This is a genomic window from Streptomyces fragilis, from assembly GCF_003112515.1.
In the GTDB taxonomy this organism is placed as follows: Bacteria; Actinomycetota; Actinomycetes; order Streptomycetales; family Streptomycetaceae; genus Streptomyces; species Streptomyces fragilis.
Window position 1 is genome coordinate 135,809 of record NZ_BEVZ01000006.1, and the last position, 18,712, is coordinate 154,520.

The 18,712-nt window shown below is 73.8% G+C and carries 15 protein-coding genes; 7 read left to right on the forward strand and 8 right to left on the reverse strand.

Annotation, left to right across the window (positions count from 1 at the left end):
* Positions 1-171 precede the first annotated feature (171 nt).
* On the reverse strand, positions 172-2,526 hold the full coding sequence (locus Sfr03f_RS21405) for a glycoside hydrolase family 65 protein (protein WP_108955613.1): 2,355 nt from the start codon (positions 2,524-2,526) through the stop codon (positions 172-174).
* A complete protein-coding gene (locus tag Sfr03f_RS21410) occupies positions 2,523-3,329 on the reverse strand; it encodes an HAD family hydrolase (RefSeq protein WP_108955974.1) in 807 nt (268 codons plus the stop codon). Before Sfr03f_RS21410 ends, Sfr03f_RS21405 begins: the two co-directional genes overlap by 4 nt.
* Before the next feature lie 227 nt (positions 3,330-3,556).
* Here Sfr03f_RS21410 and Sfr03f_RS21415 point away from each other — a divergent pair, with 227 nt between their 5' ends.
* Complete coding sequence (locus Sfr03f_RS21415) at positions 3,557-5,932, forward strand: SpoIIE family protein phosphatase (RefSeq protein WP_108955614.1); 2,376 nt, start codon at positions 3,557-3,559, stop codon at positions 5,930-5,932.
* 108 nt (positions 5,933-6,040) lie between these two features.
* Here the strand turns inward: Sfr03f_RS21415 and Sfr03f_RS21420 are convergent, their stop codons facing one another.
* Both Sfr03f_RS21420 and Sfr03f_RS21425 read right to left on the reverse strand, forming a co-directional pair.
* The gene (locus Sfr03f_RS21420) at positions 6,041-6,526 is read right to left on the reverse strand and encodes a flavin reductase family protein (protein WP_108955615.1); all 486 of its coding nucleotides are present in this window, start codon (positions 6,524-6,526) and stop codon (positions 6,041-6,043) included.
* 79 nt (positions 6,527-6,605) lie between these two features.
* Entirely contained in the window at positions 6,606-7,436 is an 831-nt protein-coding gene (locus Sfr03f_RS21425; protein WP_108955975.1) for an ATP-grasp domain-containing protein, read from the reverse strand.
* A 108-nt stretch (positions 7,437-7,544) separates the two neighbouring features.
* Here Sfr03f_RS21425 and Sfr03f_RS21430 point away from each other — a divergent pair, with 108 nt between their 5' ends.
* Both Sfr03f_RS21430 and Sfr03f_RS21435 read left to right on the forward strand, forming a co-directional pair.
* Positions 7,545-8,243: a TetR/AcrR family transcriptional regulator gene (locus Sfr03f_RS21430; RefSeq protein ID WP_245967687.1), complete on the forward strand. Its 699-nt coding sequence runs from the start codon at positions 7,545-7,547 to the stop codon at positions 8,241-8,243.
* Between the two features lie 100 nt (positions 8,244-8,343).
* Positions 8,344-8,766: a Zn-ribbon domain-containing OB-fold protein gene (locus Sfr03f_RS21435; RefSeq protein ID WP_108955617.1), complete on the forward strand. Its 423-nt coding sequence runs from the start codon at positions 8,344-8,346 to the stop codon at positions 8,764-8,766.
* Positions 8,767-8,851: 85 nt separating this feature from the next.
* On the opposite strand, the gene Sfr03f_RS21440 is transcribed toward Sfr03f_RS21435, so the two are convergent.
* The 4 genes from Sfr03f_RS21440 to Sfr03f_RS21455 all read right to left on the reverse strand — a co-directional run bounded on the left by Sfr03f_RS21440 (position 8,852) and on the right by Sfr03f_RS21455 (position 11,757).
* Positions 8,852-9,055, reverse strand: coding sequence for a hypothetical protein (locus tag Sfr03f_RS21440; RefSeq protein ID WP_108955618.1), 204 nt, complete (start codon positions 9,053-9,055; stop codon positions 8,852-8,854).
* Between the two features lie 66 nt (positions 9,056-9,121).
* Positions 9,122-9,835: a L,D-transpeptidase family protein gene (locus Sfr03f_RS21445; protein ID WP_108955619.1), complete on the reverse strand. Its 714-nt coding sequence runs from the start codon at positions 9,833-9,835 to the stop codon at positions 9,122-9,124.
* Positions 9,836-10,042: 207 nt separating this feature from the next.
* Entirely contained in the window at positions 10,043-10,672 is a 630-nt protein-coding gene (locus Sfr03f_RS21450) for an MBL fold metallo-hydrolase (protein WP_108955620.1), read from the reverse strand.
* On the reverse strand, positions 10,669-11,757 hold the full coding sequence (locus tag Sfr03f_RS21455) for an S-(hydroxymethyl)mycothiol dehydrogenase (RefSeq protein ID WP_108955621.1): 1,089 nt from the start codon (positions 11,755-11,757) through the stop codon (positions 10,669-10,671). The genes Sfr03f_RS21450 and Sfr03f_RS21455 overlap by 4 nt, the downstream gene beginning before the upstream one ends.
* Positions 11,758-12,394: 637 nt before the next feature.
* Between Sfr03f_RS21455 and Sfr03f_RS21465 the strand changes: the two genes are divergently transcribed.
* The 4 genes from Sfr03f_RS21465 (at position 12,395) to Sfr03f_RS21480 (ending at position 18,696) form a co-directional block, all read left to right on the forward strand.
* A complete protein-coding gene (locus Sfr03f_RS21465; RefSeq protein ID WP_108955622.1) occupies positions 12,395-12,610 on the forward strand; it encodes a type A2 lantipeptide in 216 nt (71 codons plus the stop codon).
* Between the two features lie 111 nt (positions 12,611-12,721).
* A complete protein-coding gene (locus Sfr03f_RS21470) occupies positions 12,722-13,528 on the forward strand; it encodes a biotin/lipoyl-containing protein (RefSeq protein ID WP_108955623.1) in 807 nt (268 codons plus the stop codon).
* Entirely contained in the window at positions 13,525-15,777 is a 2,253-nt protein-coding gene (locus Sfr03f_RS21475; RefSeq protein WP_281262846.1) for an NHLP family bacteriocin export ABC transporter peptidase/permease/ATPase subunit, read from the forward strand. Before Sfr03f_RS21470 ends, Sfr03f_RS21475 begins: the two co-directional genes overlap by 4 nt.
* Positions 15,778-18,696 (forward strand): NHLP bacteriocin export ABC transporter permease/ATPase subunit, encoded by a 2,919-nt coding sequence (locus Sfr03f_RS21480; RefSeq protein ID WP_108955625.1) that lies wholly within the window; start codon positions 15,778-15,780, stop codon positions 18,694-18,696.
* Positions 18,697-18,712: the final 16 nt, after the last annotated feature.

Consider the following 18,712-nt stretch of genomic DNA (forward strand, 5'->3'; position numbering starts at 1 on the left):
ACTCCCGGGGGCAGGGCCCCGCGTCGGCCCCTTGCCGGGGTGGGAACGAGGCTGGTCGTCCGTCATGCTCCGTGGTGGGTTCCACGCGTGTGCGGGTCCACGCCACGGAGCACGGCGCGTTCATCCGTTCGGGGCAGCGGGCTCAGGTCCGGAAGATCCCCCCGGCGGGCGTCAGCGTCCGCCGTTCGGGGGGCGGTGCGGGGGCTGCTCGGGTGTGGGGCGGTGGACGGGGCTGGGGACGGGGCGGACGACGGGGCCGCCGCCGTTGGCGGTGACCCGCACCGGCTGGCCGTGGTGGCTGATGGTCAGCGGCTTGCCGCTGACCAGCTTGTAGGCCGCCGTGTCCTGGGTGATCTCGACCCGCAGACAGCGGCCGAGGACCTGCAGGGTGAAGGCGAGGCGGCTGAACTTCTCCGGCAGCCGGGGCGAGAACTCCAGCCGGTCGCCGCGCTGCCGCAGTCCGCCGAATCCGGCGACCAGGGCCAGCCAGGCCCCGGCCAGGGAGGCAATGTGCAGGCCGTCGCGGGCGTTGTGCTCCAGGTCGTCGAGGTCCATCAGGGCCGCCTCGGCCGTGTAGTCGTAGGCGAGCCGCAGGTGGCCCGCGCGGGCGGCGATGACGGCCTGGCAGCAGGCGGAGAGGGACGAGTCGCGGACGGTCAGCGGCTCGTAGTAGGCGAAGTTCCGGGCGATCTGCTCCTCGTCGAACATGTCGTCGCAGGTGTACATCGCCAGGACCAGGTCGGCCTGCTTGATGACCTGCTTGCGGTACAGGTCGAAGTAGGGGAAGTGGAGCAGCAGCGGGTACTGGTCGGGGCCGGTCTTGTCGAAGTTCCACCGCTGGTGGCCGGTGAAGCCGGCCGACTGCTCGTGGACGCGCAGTTCGTCGTTGTAGGGGATGTGCATCGAGGTCGCGGCGTCGCGCCAGCCGGCGGCCTCCTCGTCGTCGACCCCGAGCCGGGCCGCCTGGTCCGCGTGGCGTTCCACCGCGTCGGCCGCGGCGAGCAGGTTGGCCCGGGCCATGAGGTTGGTGTACGCGTTGTCGTCGACGACGGCGCTGTACTCGTCGGGGCCGGTGACACCGTCGATGTGGAAGTTGCCGTGGTGGTCGTGGTGGCCGAGCGAGCGCCACAGCCGGGCCGTCTCCACCAGCAGTTCCAGGCCGACCTCCTGCTCGAAGCGCGTGTCGCCGGTGGCGGCCACGTAGCGGACCACGGCCGCCGCGATGTCGGCGTTGACGTGGAAGGCGGCGGTGCCGGCGGGCCAGTAGCCGGAGCACTCGGAGCCGTCGATGGTCCGCCAGGGGAACGCCGCCCCGCTCAGCCCCAGGGTGGCGGCGCGCTCCTTGGCGACCTCCAGGGTGTTGTGGCGCCAGCGCAGCGCCTCGGCCACCGCCTTGGGCGAGGTGTAGGTCAGGGGGGTGAGCACGAACGTCTCGGTGTCCCAGAAGGCGTGCCCGTCGTAGCCGGAGCCGGTGAGGCCCTTGGCGGGGATGGCGCGCTCCTCGGCGCGGACACCGGCCTGCAGGACGTGGAAGAGGGCGAAGCGGACGGCCTGCTGGATCTCCTCGTCGCCGTCGACCTCGACGTCGGCGCGCCCCCAGAAGTCGGCGAGGTAGTCCTCCTGCTCCTTGAGCAGGCCGTCCCAGCCGCTGTGCCGGGCGGCGGCCAGGGCGGCGTCGACCTGGTCGCTCATCGCGGGCAGGGAGCGGGTGCGCGACCACCCGTGGGCGACCATCTTGTGCACCGCGAGCCGTTGTCCCGGCTCCAGCACCGAGGTGACGGTGAGCCGGGCGAGGTCGGCCTCGCTCTCGCTGTCGGTGACGATCGGCTGGTGCCCGCTGATGACGTGGTCGGCGGCGACCGCCACCCGGATGCCGCTGTGCCAGGTGCGGTGCACCAGGCGGAGCCTGTTGCCGGAGGCGAAGTGGTGCTCCGGCTGCAGCGGGGACTGCAGGGCCTTGGCGGCCCGGGGGTCGCTGCCCTTGCCGTCCGGGAGCTGTTCGTTGGCGACCAGTTCGGACTGCAGGACCACGCGGACCCGGGCGTCGACCGGTTCGACCTCGTAGGAGACCGCGGCGATGGCCCGCTGGGTGAGGGAGACCAGCCGGGTGGAGCGGACGCGGACCCGGGAGCCGGCCGGGGAGACCCAGTCGACGGTGCGCTCCAGGACGCCGCGCCGCATGTCCAGGGTGCGCTCGTGCGCCACCAGCCGGCCGTGGCGCAGGTCGAACGGCTCGTCGTCGACGAGCAGCCGCAGCACCTTGCCGTTGGTGATGTTGATCACCGTCTGGCCGGACTCCGGGTAGCCGTACCCGGCTTCCGCGTAGGGCAGCGGGTGGAGCTCGAAGACGCCGTTGAGGTAGCTGCCGGGCAGCCCGTGCGGCTCGCCCTCGTCGAAGTTGCCGCGCCAGCCGACGTGGCCGTTGGAGAGCGCGAAGACCGACTCGCTCTGCGCCAGCACGTCCAGGCTGAGCTCGGTCTCCCGCACCGTCCATGGCTCGACGGCGTACGACCGCTGGGTGATCACCGGGCACCTCCGGCCGCGCCGGCCGGCCCGGCGGACCCGCCGGGGGTCCCTGATCCGCCCGGGTCGACGAGCGTGCCGAGCTCACCGAGGTCCGACACGACGACGTCCGCGCCGTGGGCGCGCAGCGCGTCGGCCTGGCCGACCCGGTCCACGCCGATCACGCGGCCGAAGCGGCCGGCCCGCCCCGCGTCCATGCCGGCCAGCGCGTCCTCGAACACGGCGGCCTCCGAGGGCTCCACGCCCAGGTCGCGGGCGGCGGCGAGGAAGGTGTCGGGCTTCGGCTTGCCCGGCAGCCCGCGCTCGGTGGCGACCACGCCGTCGATCCGGACGTCGAAGAGGTTGACGGCGTCCACGGCCCGGAGCACGTCCAGGCAGTTCTTGCTGGAGGAGACGATGGCCGTGGAGAGTCCCTGGGCCCTCGCCCTCCTGATGTAGTCGAGGGTGGTCTCGTACGCCTCGACCCCGCCTTCGCGGATCTTGCGGAGCACCAGGTCGTTCTTCCGGTTGCCGAGGCCCTGCACGGTCGACGCCTCCGGCGGGTCGTCCGGGGTGCCCTCGGGGAGCGTGATGCCGCGCGAGGCCAGGAAGGAGCGCACGCCGTCGGCGCGGGGAAGCCCGTCCACGTACTCGTCGTAGTCGTGCGCCACGTCGAAGGGCCGGTATCCGGCGCCGTCCCGTTCCCTCAGGAAGGTGTCGAACGTCTCCTTCCAGGCCGCCGCATGCACCACGGCGGTACGGGTGACGACACCGTCGAGATCGAACAGGCAGGCGCGGATCTCCGCGGGAAGGCCGAGGTCGGTCATGCCGACCACCTTCCCACCAGGCGCGAATACGTGCCTGTCGGTTTCCCCGGGCCGGGTGAAAGGGGACCAGTGGCGCTTTTTCGGCCAGAGCCGCCCGGAGGCGGCGGACGCGGCGATTCCACCCTGCCCGGGCGCGACCCGGGACAACAGGGCCGAAGGTCCCTCGCAAAGGCGCTGACGTGGGCATCCACGTGATTCCGACCCACCGGGTGTGCCATGCTCATTGGGTGACGATCGACCCAGCCCGCTCCGCCGAGACAGGTGCCATCCCCGACGTGGTGGCGCCCGAGGCTGTGCTGGAGCGGGCCAAGGGCGTGATCATGGCGCTGACCGGCAGCACGGCCGACGCGGCCCACGCGGAACTGCTCCGCCGGGCCCGTGGCGCCGGACGCACGCTCCTGGACGAGTGCTGGATCACCTTGAGCGGCGCCTCCTCGGGGGGTGTGGAACTCGCGGGCGACGCGGCCTCGCGCCGGACCGTGGCCGTGCCCGCGCCGGCCTCCCCCTCGGGCCGTGGCTCCTCCCCCGCCGCCTGGGGCTCCGCGCCCGCGCCGGCCGAGGACGCGAACGCCTCCGTGCTGCGCCGGGTGGGCAGGGCCCTGGTGCGCGTCGACGGACCCGCGGAACTGGCCGCGGGCCTGCGCGAACACCTGGCCGAGAGCGTCGGTCCGGACGCCGTGGTCGTCTTCTCCGCCCGGCCCGACGGCGGTCTCGAACTCACCGGCGACGCCGGCCTCGACGAGGACCTCGCGGCGCTCTGGCGCGGGTCTCCGCCCGCCCCCGGATCTCCCGTGGCCGAGGTCTTCGAGACCCGTGAGCCCCATTGGCTGGAAACCGCCGACGGCGGCCCGGGGGCGTCCGAGGCTCCGTGGGCCGCCGGGCCGTGGGGCTCGGGCGCCTGGCTGCCGGTCGGGACGGGTACCCGTCCGGCCGCCGTCCTCGGTGTGCTGCGGCGCGGCCACGAGCCGCTCCCCCCGCGGACGCGCGAGCTGCTGCGCTCGGTCGCCCGGCTCTGCTCGGGCAGGCTCGGGGCGTTCGACACCCGGCCGCAGCCCTTCGCGGAGATCTCGCTGCCGACGGTGCAGGCGGTGCTCGCCGCGCTCCCCGAGGCGGCGCTCGCCCTGGTCCCGCTGCGGTCGGCCTCGGGACAGGTCGAGGACTACCGCATCGAGGCGGCGAGCCCTGCCGTGGTCGGGCTGACCGGTCTGACCGGCGAGGCGCTGACGGGGGTGCGGCTGCTCGAGTCGTTCCCGGCCCTCGCCGACGAGCACATCTGGCAGGGCCTGCTGAACACCCTGGCCACCGGCGAGCCCTACGAGGGCGAGCCGATGGCCTACCCCTCGGCGAACAGCGACGCCGGGGAGCTGCCCACCTTCTCGGTGCGGGCCCGGCGGCTGGGCGACGGCCTGATGCTCACGTGGTCCCGCTACGAGATCGCCGAGCGCCAGGAGCAGCGCCTGTCCGACGTGCAGCGCCTGGGCAATCTCGGCTGGACCAACTGGAACCTGCTGACCGAGGAGGTCAACTGGTCCCCGCAGGTCTTCCGGATCTTCGACCGCTCGCCCGCCGACGGCGCCGTCCCGTACCACGACCTGCCCGACCAGGTGCTGGCCGAGGACCGGCCGGCGCTCACCCGCGCGGTGCGCTCCCTCGCCTCCGACGGCCGCGCCTTCGACGTGCCCTTCCGGATCCGCACCGCGCACGGCGTGCGTCACCTCAGGGCGGTCGCCGAGGCGGTGACGGACACCCACGGCACGCCCGTGGAGGCCCACGGGTTCGTCCAGGACCTCACCGCCCAGCGCAGTGCCGAGCTGGCGCTGGTGGAGAGCGAGCGGATGATGCTCACCCAGCACGGCATGCTGCGTGCCGAGCGCAGTCTGGCCAGCCGGCTGCAGCAGGCGCTGCTGCCGCTGCCGCACGAGCCGGTGCGCCCCGGGGGGCTGCGGGTGGACGTCGCCTACCTGCCCGCCCAGTCCGGCATACAGGTGGGCGGTGACTGGTTCAGCGCGATCGAACTGCCCGACGGGGACGCCCTGTGCGTGGTGGGCGACGTGGCCGGGCACGGGATCGACGCGGTCGCCACCATGGCGCAGCTGCGGTTCACCGCCAAGGGCATGGTGATCACCGGCTCCTCGCTGACCGGCGCGCTGACCCGGCTGAACGCCCTGCTGCTGCACACCGGCGAGCCGCGCGCGACGGCCACCATGGTGCTGGCCCGCTACAACCCGGGCGAACGCAAGCTGGTGTGGGCGCAGGCGGGCCATCCGCCGCCGTTGCTGCTGCGCGACGGCGAGGCCCGGTTCCTGAAGCGTCCGGTCGGCATGCTGCTGGGCGCGGTGGAGAACCCGCCGTTCCAGGAGGCGGAGACGGTGCTGGAGCCGGGCGACCGGATCCTGCTGTACACGGACGGCCTGATCGAGCGGCCCTCGGAGGGCATCGACGCGGGTCTGCAGCGGCTGGCCGCCGCGGCCGCCGGCCACGACGAGCAGCCGGGTTCCGCCTCGCTGGGGCCCCTGCTGGCCGAGATGCTCGAGGGCGAGCGCCGCGACGACGTCTGCGTGCTGGACATCCGGGTCATGCCCGAGAAGGACCTGGAGCACTGATCCCGCCCGAGCGGGCCGCGTGGCGCGCCGCCCGGCCCCTCGGGCAGGCGGGCCGCACCCTCGGGCGGGCGGTCCGGCCCCTCGGGCCGCCGGGCGCCCCGGGGTGGCTCAGGCGGGGTGCCCGGGCTCGATGTCCAGGGCGTCCTCCAGCCTGAGCAGGCGCCCCCGGACCCCCGGACGCTCCCCGCTCCGCTCGGGTGCGAGGACGTGCGCGACGTGGTCGCCGGTGTCCAGCCGCTGTTCGACGACGCCGACCGTCCAGGCGGCCGCTCCGGCGAGGACGACGCTGCCGCCCGGCCCTTCGTGCCAGTCGACCGCGGCGAACTTGTCGGTGCGGTCGCCGGTCTCTCCGCCGAACAGGGCCGCCAGCTCGTGCTGCTCGGGGGTGAGCAGGTGGACGACGAGCCGTTCGGCGCGCCGGGCCACCCGGCTGGTGTGGTTCGCCTTGGAGATCCAGACGGTGAGCCGGGGCGGGTCGATCGAGCACTGTGCCCAGAACCCGACGAGGCACCCGGCCCGCTCGCCGTCGGCGACGGCGGTGACCACGCACATGTCGGGGTTGAGCCGTTTCATGAACGCCTCGGTGGATCGCATGCGAGCCATGCTGCCCCGGAAGCGCGCGGGCACTCCCCCGCCACTCCGCTCCCCGTCCCCGGCCTTCGCCCCGTTCGGCTCAGGGGCGGTCCAGCAGCCGGTGCAGGGCCTTGCCGAGGGCGTCGACGAAGGCGTCGCGGCGTTCGGCGGGCAGCGCGTCCAGGGACAGGTACGGGTTGAGGTCCTCGAGTTCGACCAGCAGCAGCCCTCCGTCCGGGGCGCGGCAGGCGTCGACGCGCTGGATGCCGTGGGAGAGGGTGTTCCACGCGACGAAGAGGCGGGCGAACTCCAGGTCCTGCGCGGTGGGCTCGTAGGGGACGAGCTCCCAGCGGCGGGCGGGGTCCGGCGCGTACAGGGCGTACTGGAAGTCGTGGTCGACGAAGTAGAAGGAGACCTCGTAGGCGAAGTCGATCCGGGGCTGCACCAGGACGTCCCCGTACTCGAGCCCGGCCAGGGCCTCGGCGGGCAGGACGCGCAGGCCGACGGAGTCGGCGCCGAGCTTCGGCTTGACGACGTAGGCGTCGGCCTCCGGCAGGCGGCCGAGGTCCTCCGGCCGGTCGACGGTGGGGATGACCGGACGGCCCTCGGCGGTCAGGTCGAGCAGGTACTGCTTGCCGGCCATGTCGCCCTTGCCGGTGAGCTCGTTGTAGACCCGGGTTCCGGCGGCCAGCGCCCGGTCGCGGAAGTCGCGGTGGGCGTCGAGGTGACCGAGGACGGGCCCGCTGTTGCGGACCAGCACGGCGTCGAAGGAGTCCATCAGCGCGGCGGCCCGGCGGGGGTGGCACAGGGCGACGTCGAAGTCCTTGCCGAGGCGGTCGGAGAGGTGGATGTCCTCGTCGCAGTACCGGCGTCCCGCGGCCGGGTAGGCGAGGTCGGTGACGTGCAGCAGGCGGGGACGGGCGGGCGGCATGGGCTCCTCCTCGAGGGCGTCGACGCAGGTCAACCTAGCTTGTGCACTGCGTTCCCTCCAGGAGGGGACCGAGTGCCGCCCCGCCCGGTCGGTGCTACGTTTCGCGGCATGAGTTTCCCGTCGAAGCCGCCGATGCGTGACGCGCTGGTCGAGGCCGCCTTCCGGCTCTTCCTGGAGCGGGGGTACGAGCAGACGACGGTGGAGGACATCGTCACGCTGGCCGGGGTCGGCCGCCGTTCGTTCTTCCGGTACTTCCCCTCCAAGGAGGGGGTGGTCTTCCCCGACCACGAGCGCCGGCTGGCCGAGGTGACGGAGTTCCTGTCCGGCAGCGGCCGGGGCGAGGACCCGGTGGCGCGGGTGTGCGAGGCGGTCCGGCTGGTGCTGCGCCTCTACACCGACAACCCGACCTTCTCGGTGCAGCGTTACCGGCTCACCAAGACCGTCCCGGGCCTGCGCGCCTACGAGCTGTCCGTGGTGTGGCGCTACGAGCGGACCTTCGCCGGGCACCTGCGGGAGCGGCTGGCGGACCGGCCCGACGGGGCGCTGCGGGCGGACGTGATAGCGGCGGCGGTGGTCGCGGCGCACAACAACGTGCTGCGGTCCTGGCTGCGTTCGGAGGGCGAGGGCGACGCGCAGGTCGCGGTGGAGCGGGCGCTGGCCTACGTGCGCGAGGCGTTCGGCGACGGCGGCGGGCCGGACCGCCAGGACGAGGACGTGGTCGTGGTGGTCTCACGGCGCCGCGCGCCGATGTGGCAGGTGGTGCGGGAGATCGAGTCGGCGCTGGGGCCCGGCGAGGAAGACCGATAAGACGGTACGCAGTGCCTTTACGTGTGGCACTGGGTGCCATACGCTGTGCTCGCGCGCGGGGGCGCCGCGCGCCGGGGACGCCCCGTCCGAGCGCAGGGAGATGACAGTCGTGTTCCAGTCAGGATTCGCCTCTCACCCGGCCACCGGCTTCTCCGCGACGGGTGTGCTCGACCACGTCGCCCAGGAGACCGAGGCCCTCAGCTACCAGAGCTGCACCTGGTGCGGCACGGCGATGTACCACAAGCTGCTGTGCCCGGTCTGCGCGGGAAGCGAGCTGCGGACGGAACGCAGCGCGGGCGTGGGGACGGTGCTGCGCTCCACGGTGGTCCACCGGAACACGCCGTCGGCCCGCAACGTCTCGCTGATAGAGATGGCCGAGGGCTTCGTGGTGAGGGGCCGGGTGACCGGTCCGCCGGCCGGGGTGCACACGGGCGACCGCGTCCGGCTGGTGACGGCGAAGGACCCGGTGCGGGGCGAGCCGGTCTTCCAGCTGACGGACGACACGCACCGTTCCTGGCACTGAGGGGACGCGGGGTCCTGCCCCGGGGCAGCGGCCTTGTCGGGCCCGCGCCCCCGCCGGGCGGGGACACGGGGTACGGAGGAGGTCCTCAGGAGGCCCGGGCCGGACGGCGGCGGGACTTGGGCCGCGGGGTGGCAGCGGCCCACTCCCCCACCAGGCGCTGATACCTGCGGCGCTGCTCGTGGTCGAGCCGCCCGCCGGACTTCATCAACAGGTCCCGGATCTCCTCGTTCACCTCTGCCGCCGAACGCAGGCGGACGGTTTCAGGAGTGGTGGACATGTTGTGAAGCATACGGCGGAAAGCAGGGGGACGATGTGAGCAATCCGGCGAAAACGCGCTTACCGGACGTGTTGCTGATCACGTGCCGGGCTTGCGCCCCCACACGGACACCTCGTCGCCGTTGCGGAGCAACTCCCAGTACTTCCTGGCGTCCTTGGGCGTCATGTTGACGCAGCCGTGCGAGCCCGGCGGGGCCCAGACGCTCATCGCCACCGAGTGGAACGCCTGACCGCCGTCGAAGAACTGGCTGTACGGCATGGGCACGTTGTAGATGCTCGACACGTGGTCGATGTTGCGCCAGTAGACCTTCTTGAGGCCCGTGCGCGTCTCGTAGCCGTCGCGCCCGGTGCGCACCGGGACGGGTCCGTACACCAGCTTGCGTCCGTCCTGGATCCAGCTCAGCTGGCGGGTGAGGTCCACGCAGGCGATGCGGCCCTTGTCGACGGGGCAGCGCCCGTCCCTGTTCGGGTTGGTGCCCGCGGCCCGCTGCCGGTTCATGAGGTCCATCACCCGCCAGGTGAGCGGGCCCGCGTAGCCGGCGCTGGGCGTGATCAGGTGCTTCGTCTGGAAGGCGCGGATCGCCTCGCAGTCGGCGCGCGACTGCTTCCCGTCCACCGGCAGGCCGAGGAAGCCCTCGGCCTGCCTCTGGTAGGGGCCCGTGCCGGCGGTGCAGGCCGCGGCGACGGTCGCACCGCCCGCCGCTCCGGCCGGTGCGGCGCCCACGGCGAGTGCGAGCGGCGCCGCGAGCACCGCGGCGAGCAGGGCGGCGCCCCGCCTGCGGATGTCCCCCATGCCCCAGCGCCTTCCTCTGGTCCGTGTCGTGCTGGTCGTGCCGACGGCGGTCCGCGCCCCGGGAGCGGTCGCGGGTCGGGCACGTCGGCGAGGAAATGATGACATCACACATCTTGGGCGCCGTGAACCGGGCGGCACCGGCACGCCGCGGAGGCGCTCCGGTTCACCGGCCCGGTCCAGCGGCGCGTCCGCCCGCCGCCGTGCTCCTCAGTGTCCTCGGGCGATCCATTCGTCCAGGTGAGGGGCTTCTTCGCCGATGGTCGTGCTGTCTCCGTGGCCGGTGAGGACCTTGGTCTCCGGCGGGAGCGTGAGCAACCTCTCGCGAATGGATTCGACGATGTCCGGGAAGCTCGACCAGGACCTGCCCGTCGCGCCCGGCCCGCCCTGGAAGAGGGTGTCGCCGGTGAAGACCACGCCCAGGGCGACCGAACGCAGGCTGACCGCGCCCGGCGCGTGCCCGGGGGTGTGGATCACCTCGAGGTCGGTTCCGGCCACCTCGATCCGCAGGCCGTCCTCCAGCCAGGCGTCGGGCAGCCGCTCCGGGTGGGTCTGCTTCCACAGGTGCAGGTCGTCGGGGTGCAGCCAGATCACGGCCCCGGTGCGTTCGGCGAGCTCGGGAGCGGCGTCGATGTGGTCGTTGTGGGCGTGGGTGCAGACGATGCCGGTCAGCCGGCGGTCGCCCACGGCCTCCAGGATCGCCTCAGCGTCGTGCGCCGCGTCGATCACCACGGCCTCGTGGTCGTCGCCGACGATCCAGACGTTGTTGTCCACGTCCCAGGTGCCGCCGTCCAGGCTGAACTGCCCGGAGGTGACGAGGCGTTCGATCCTGGCGGTCACGGGAGCACCACCACCGAACGCAGGACGTCGCCGTGGTGCATGCGCTCGAACGCGGCCTCGACGTCGGTCAGTTCGATCGTCTCGGTGACGAACTTCTCCAGCGGGAGACGGCCCTGGAGGTGCAGGTCGACCAGCATCGGGAAGTCGCGCGAGGGCAGGCAGTCGCCGTACCAGGAGGACTTGAGGGAGCCGCCGCGGCCGAACACGTCGAGCAGCGGGAGTTCGAGCTTCATCTCCGGCGTGGGCACGCCCACCAGGACCACGGTGCCGGCGAGGTCGCGGGCGTAGAAGGCCTGCCGGTAGGTCTCCGGCCGGCCGACCGCCTCGATCACCACGTCGGCGCCGAAGCCGCCGGTGAGCTCGCGGATCGCCTCGACCGGGTCGCTCTCCTTGCTGTTGACGGTGTGGGTGGCGCCCATGGTGCGGGCGGTCTCCAGCTTCCGGTCGTCGATGTCCACGGCGATGATCCTCGCCGCTCCCGCCAGGTTCGCCCCGGCGATCGCCGCGTCGCCCACGCCGCCGCAGCCGATCACCGCGACGCTGTCGCCGCGGCCGACGCCGCCGGTGTTGATGGCCGCGCCGATGCCCGCCATGACGCCGCAGCCGAGCAGACCCGCCACCGCGGGGGAGACCGACGGGTCGACCTTGGTGCACTGGCCGGCGGCGACCAGGGTCTTCTCGGCGAAGGCCCCGATGCCCAGCGCCGGGCTGAGCTCCGTCCCGTCGGCAAGGGTCATCCGCTGCCGGGCGTTGTGGGTGTCGAAGCAGTACCAGGGGCGGCCGCGCAGGCAGGCCCGGCACCGGCCGCACACGGCCCGCCAGTTGAGGACGACGAAGTCGCCGGGGGCCACCTCGGTCACGCCCTCGCCGACGGACTCCACGACGCCGGCCGCCTCGTGGCCCAGCAGGAAGGGGTAGTCGTCGCTGATGCCGCCCTGCTTGTAGTGCAGGTCGGTGTGGCAGACCCCGCAGGCCTGCACCTTCACCACGGCCTCGCCCGGCCCCGGGTCCGGAACCAGGATCGTCTCGACCCGCACCGGCTCGTTCCTGCCTGGAGCGACTACGCCGCGTACTTCCTGCGCCATGGAGTGACCTTTCGTCGGTGACGTGAACCGGGTCCGGCCACCCAACGGTACGTCACGGGAGGGTGTCCGGGGCACAGCCGGCGGAGCTGTCACGCAGGTCAGCGGGCCGGGCGCAGCCCCCCGGGGGGCGGCGGCCGGCGCGGGCGGAGGGGGCGGCGGCCGGCGCGGGCGGAGGGGACGGCGGCGGTGCTCGGCGGGCCCGCGCGGGCCGGGGTGCCACCGGACCCGGGGTACGCCGCAGCGTGACGGTCCGCGCACGTGGAGTGACCGTCCGCCGCGGCGAAACGTCCGTGCGGGAAATCTGCACACCGGCTGCCCGATCCGGGCACGGCCCGAGCCCTCGCGGACCGGCGGCGCCCCGCCGTGGTCCCGAATGCCCGCTTCCGGCCCGGGGGCGGGAGAAGGCCCTGCGGCCCTCCCGTGACCCATGTGTGGAAGTGATCGCCGTGCGGTGACGCCGCGTTCACGCTTCCCGCCGACCGGAGGCCGAATGCCCAGCTCACAGCGGTTCCTGGTTGGAAGGCGGCACGTCGCCCGTGCTTTGATCCCACCGCGCCGCACGGTTGGCCGGCCCGTCACGGGCCCGGCGAGCGGCGGCGCGTCCCCCATAAGTAGGTCCTTACGAAGGGAAGTTCTCATGAACTTCGTCCCCCAGGTCGAGACCGCCGAGATCTCCGACGCCGAGCTGGACAACGTCTCCGGCGGCCTGATCGGCGAGACCCTCGGTGCCGTCACCGGCGTCGTCGACGGCGTCGTGCCGGTCTCCGGCATCCTCAACACCGCGGTCTCCACCGTCGAGGGCGTCACCGGCCTCAACACCGCTCCGGTCACCGGCCTGGTCAACGGCCTCTGATCGCACCTCGTGCCGTCGAGTCCCGGAGCCACCCCCACGGCTCCGGGGCTCCCGGCGTTCCGTGCCCGGTTCCCGCACGGGGACCGGTTCCGTACAGCCGAAAGAAGTTCCGTGCAGTTCCGCCAGCAGGCCCTCGACAAGCTGCGGTCGCCGGAGGACCTCGAGCTGCCCGCCCGGCTCGCCCGGCCGCAGGGCTGGCTGGTGCTCTCGGTGACCCTGGTCGTGATGGCCGCCGCGTCCGTCTGGGCGGTGACCGGTTCGGTCGTCACCACGGTGGGCGCGCCGGCCGTGCTCACCCACGGACAGGGCGGTTACGTCCTGCAGAGTCCCGTCACCGGGCAGGTGACCCGCGTGCTCGCCGAGGAGGGCGACCGGCTGGAGGCCGGGGCGCCGGTCCTCGAGGTGCGCGCCGCCGAGGGGAGGACCCTGGTGCGGGCGGTCGAGGCCGGCCGGGTGGGCGCGCTCGCCGTGGACGTCGGGGCCGTCCTGCGGACCGGCGCCGACGTGGCGGCGGTGGAGAAGGTCACCGACGAGGACTCCCCCCTGTACGCCACCGTGTACGTCCCGGCCGGCAAGGCCTCCGAGGTCCGCGTGGGCGACCCGGTGGACCTCACCGTGCAGAGCGCGCCCGCCTCCCGCTACGGGGTGCTGCGCGGCGAGGTGACGTCGGTCGAGCGGCGCGCCCAGTCCGCCGGCCGCATCGCCTCCTTCCTGGGCGACGCGCGACTGGCCGCCCGGCTCACCGAGGACGGCGCGCCGGTGGCGGTCACCGTCTCCCCGGTGCGGTCCCCGTCGACCAGGAGCGGTTACGCCTGGTCCACCGAGGACGGACCGCCCTTCCGCCTGGACTCCATGACCTGGGCCACCGCTTCCGTCCGCGTCGCCGACCAGCACCCCGTCGATTGGCTCCTGCCGTGACCACCACCCAGCCCGCGCCCTCGAGGAAGGGCCCGCCGCCGCCCGTGCGCGGCCGGCGCCGGGCCGCCCCGGCGAAGAAGGCCCAGGCCCGCCGGCCGCGCCGCCGCCCGGTCCGCACCCCCACCGTGCTGCAGATGGAGGCCGTGGAGTGCGGCGCGGCCGCGCTCGCCATGGTGCTGGGCCACCACGGCCGCCACGTGCCCCTGGAGGAACTGCGCGTCGCCTGCGGCGTGTCCCGCGACGGCTCCCGGGCGGGGAACCTCTTGAAGGCCGCCCGCGGTTACGGGATGACGGCCAAGGGCATGCAGATGGACACCGCCGCGCTCGCCGAGGTGGCGGCGCCGGCCGTCCTCTTCTGGGAGTTCAACCACTACGTCGTCTACGACGGCACGGGACGGCGCTTCGGCCGGCGCGGCGTGCACGTCAACGACCCGGCGAAGGGCCGCCGGTTCGTGCCCATGGAGGACTTCGACACCAGCTTCACCGGCGTGGTGCTGGTGATGGAGCCGGGCCCCCACTTCCGGCGCGGCGGACGCCGCCCGGGAGCGCTGGGCGCGCTCCCCTCCCGGCTGCGCGGCACGGCCGGCGCCCTGCCCGCCGCCGTGCTGGCGAGCCTGCTGCTGGTGCTGGTCGGCGCCGCCGTGCCGGCGCTCAGCCGCACCTACATCGACACCTTCCTCATCGGCGGCAGCACCTCGCTGCTGGGCGTGCTGTTCACGTCGATGGGGGCCTGCGTGCTGCTCACCGCGGTGCTGACCTGGCTGCAGCAGGGCAATCTGCTGCGCGGGCGGATCATCTCCTCCACGCTCTCCAGCGCCCGGTTCCTGCGTCATCTGCTGCGTCTGCCGGTCACCTTCTTCTCCCAGCGCGGCCCCGCCGACCTGGTGCAGCGGCTGGAGTCCAACGACGCGGTGGCCGAGACCCTCTCCCGGGACCTGGCTTCGGCCGGTGTCGACGCCGTGGTGGTGGTGCTGTACGCGGTCCTGCTGTACACCTACGATCCGCAGCTGACCGCGGTGGGCATCGGGGTGGCGCTGCTCAACGTGGTGGCCATGCGCGTGGTGGTGCGGCTGCGGGCCACCCGTACCGCCAAGTTGCGGGCCGACACCGCCCGGCTCACCAACACCGCCTACACCGGGCTCCAGCTGATCGAGACGATGAAGGCGACCGGCGGCGAGGACGGCTACTTCCGCACGTGGGCCGGGCAGCACGCCGTCACCCTGGAGGAGCAGCAGCGGCTGGGCGTGCCCACCGCCTGGCTGGGAGTGGTGGCGCCGACGCTGGCGACCCTGAACAGCGCGCTGATCCTGTGGATCGGCGGGCTGCGCGCGGTGGAGGGCCACGTCACGGTGGGCCTGCTGGTCGCCTTCCAGGCGCTGGTCACCCGGTTCACCGCGCCGTTGACCCGGCTGAACGGCGTGGCCGGGCGGATCCAGGACTTCGCGGCCGACGTGGCCCGGCTGAAGGACGTGGAGAACTTCGCGCCCGATCCACTGCACGCGCGCGGCGGCGAGGACTCCGCCCGCCGCCTGCGCGGCCACGTCGAGCTGGAGGACGTCGCGTTCGGCTACAGCCCGCTGGGCGAACCGCTGCTGAGCGGCTTCGACCTGACGGTCGGTCCGGGCCGGCAGGTGGCGCTGGTCGGCGGCTCCGGCAGCGGCAAGTCGACGGTGGCCCGGCTGCTGGCCGGCCTGTACGTGCCCTGGGAGGGCGTGATCCGGATCGACGGGCAGCGGCTGGAGGACATCCCGCGCGGGGCGCTGGCCGCCTCGGTCTCCTTCGTCGACCAGGACGTGTTCCTCTTCGAGGGCACGGTCCGCGACAACGTCGCACTGTGGGACCCCTCCGTGCCGGACGAGGCGGTGGTCGACGCGCTGCGGGACGCCGCCCTGTACGACGTGGTGATGCGCCGCCCCGGCGGCATCCACAGCCCCGTGGAGCAGGACGGCCGCAACTTCTCCGGCGGGCAGCGGCAGCGGCTGGAGATCGCCCGCGCCCTCGCCCGCCGTCCCAGCGTCCTGGTGCTCGACGAGGTGACCAGCGCGCTGGACGCCGAGACGGAGGTGGTGGTGATGGACAACCTGCGCCGCCGCGGCTGCGCCTGCGTGGTGATCGCCCACCGGCTGAGCACGGTCCGCGACAGCGACGAGATCGTGGTGCTCCAGCACGGCGCGATCGTGGAACGCGGCACCCACCAGCAGCTGACGGCCGCGGGCGGGAGCTACGCACGACTGGTCAGGGAGCGGTAGATGACCTCCGGCTGCGAGAACGCGTACCCGGGCGGCGGGGGCCATCAGGACGCGGGGCTGCGGGCGTTCGACACGCTGGGCACGCCTGTGGACTGCTCCGGCCCGCAGCTCGACCTGGAGGGGCCGCAGGTGCTCTGGCTGGTCGCCGCGGGGGCGCTCGACCTGTTCGCGGCGGACATGGTGGGCCAGGGTCACTGGCACCACCTGGGCCGCCTGGAGGCGGGCTCCCTGCTGCTCGGCCCGGTCGCAGGTCCCCGGCACACGCTGGTCGCCCGGCCGCTCCGGGACTGCGCGGTGCGCCGGATCCAGCTGCGGGAGCTGTACCAGCCGGTGGCGGAGCAGCACTGGACGTACGACGAGCACGGCAACCCGCTCCAGCTCAGCCCCCGGTACACCGCCTCCGGTGACGGTCCGCTGGAGCACGCGCTGGCGTTCGGCGTCGGACGCGGCCTGTCGGTGCTGTTCCAGGCGCCGACGGCGGCGGTGTTCACGGCGGAGTTCACCGAGGGCTTCTCCACCGAGCCGGGCTTCCAGCAGGCCGCCGAGCACCTGGCGCGGAGGGCGGACGAGGACGTCTTCTCCCTGTACGTGCCGCCCGGCTCCGTCGCCCACGGCTCCGTGTACGGCGAGGAGGCCGCGGCCGATCTGCTGGTGGACCCCGCGTTGTGGCAGGGGATGGTGGACCGGCAGTACCGGCTGCTGTCCACCCTGGACCGGTGGATCGAGCAGCAGGAGCGGTCCCACGAGAGCCGCGCCGCGGCAGGGATGCGGGCGGGGCGGGAGGCCCGCGACCGTGCGGACCGCACCCTGCTGGCGTCGATGGGCGGCTCCTCCCGCCGCCGGATCACCGACGTGGACGAGGACGCCACCTGGGCCGCCTGCCGTCTGGTGGCCCGTGCCGCGGGCGTCACGCTGACCGATCCGGCGCGCGGCGCGGCGGGCGCCGAGCGGCTGGACCCGGTGGAGCGGATCGCGGCCGTCTCCCGGGTGCGGACCCGGACCGTGCGGCTGGGCTCCGGCCGCTGGTGGAAGGAGGACGTCGGCCCGCTGCTGGGGTTCCGCGCCCTGTCGGGGGCTCCGGTGGCGCTGCTGTGGCGGCGCGGGGGCTACGTGGCGGTGCACCCGACCACCGGGCGCGAAACCCGGATCGGCGCGGACAACGCCGACGACTACGACGCGCGCGCCGTGATGTTCTTCCGCCCGCTGCCCGAGCGCCGGACCACGCCGCTGGGGCTGGCCCGGTTCGTGCTGTCCGGGGCCCGCGGCGACCTGGCGTCGCTGCTGCTGGGCGGGCTGGTGACGGTGGCGGTCGGCGTGACGGTGCCGGTGGTGACCGGCAAGGTGCTGGGCGAGTACGTGCCTCGGGCGCGGACCGACATGATCGCGCTGGCCTGTACCGCCGTGCTGGTGGCCGCCGTGGTGTCGGCGGTGTTCCTGCTGCTGCAGAACCTGACGATGCTGCGGCTGGAGGGGCGGATCGAGGCCGTGCTGCAGCCCGCGGTGTGGGACCGGCTGCTGCGGCTGCCGGCGCGGTTCTTCGCCGGCCGCTCGACCGGGGAGCTGGCCGGGGCGGCGATGGGCATCAGCCGGATCCGGCAGCTGCTGGCCGGCGTGGGGCCGGTCGCGGTCCAGTCGCTGACCGTCGGCACCGTCAACCTGGGACTGCTGCTCTGGTACGACACGGCGACGGCGATGGCCGCCGTGGCCCTGCTGGTGGTGCTCGGCGCGGTGTTCCTGGCGCTGGGACTGTGGCAGGTGCGGTGGCAGCGCCGGCTGGTGCGGCTCACCCACCGGCTCAACAACCAGGCCTTCCAGACCCTGCGCGGCCTGCCCAAGCTGCGGGTCGCGGCGGCCGAGGACTACGCGTACGCCGCGTGGGCGGGCGAGTTCGCCCGCAGCCGGGAGATGCACCGGCGGCTGGGCGGGATCAAGAACCTCAACACGGTGCTCGGCGCGGTGGCCCTGCCGGTCTGCTCGCTGCTGATGTTCATGCTGCTGGCGGGCCCGGCGCGGGGCGCCATGTCGGCCGCCGACTTCCTCGCCTTCACCACGGCGGTGACGATGCTGCTCGGCTCGGTCACCCAGCTGACCGGGGCCGCGGTGTCGGTGGTGGCCGCTCTGCCGTTGTTCGAGGAACTGCGGCCGGTGCTGGACGCGGTCCCCGAGGTGCGGCGGGCGAACACGCCGCCGGGCAGGCTCACCGGGGCGATCGAGGCGCGACGGCTGTCGTTCCGCTACTCCGACGACGGGCCGCCGGTGCTCGACGACGTCTCCTTCGAGGTCCGTCCCGGCGAGTTCCTGGCGATCGTCGGGCCGAGCGGCTGCGGCAAGTCGACGCTGCTGCGGCTGCTGATCGGCTTCGAGCGCCCCGCCACCGGCAGTGTCCTGTACGACGGACAGGACCTGGCCGCGCTGGACCGGGCGGCGGTGCGCCGGCAGTGCGGGGTGGTGCTGCAGCACGCGCAGCCGTTCACCGGGTCGATCCTGGAGATCGTCCGCGGCCACGAGCCGTACACGCCCGAGGAGGTGATGGCGGCGGCGGAACTGGCCGGGCTGGGCGACGACATCCGGCGGATGCCGATGGGGCTGCACACCCTGGTGGCGGGCAGCGGTTCGCTGTCCGGCGGTCAGCGCCAGCGGCTGATGATCGCGCAGGCCCTGATCCGGCGTCCGCGGATCCTCTTCCTGGACGAGGCGACCAGCGCGCTGGACAACGAGACGCAGCGGCAGGTCATCGAGAGCACCCGGGCGCTGCGGGCGACCCGGGTGGTGATCGCCCACCGGCTCTCGACGGTGATGGACGCCGACCGGGTGGTCGTGATGGACGAGGGCCGGGTGGCGCAGATCGGCACCCCGGCCGAGCTGCTGGCCGACCGGAGCGGCCGGCTGCACGAGCTGGTGCGCCGCCAGATGGCGTAGCGGCGGGGGCGGGGCG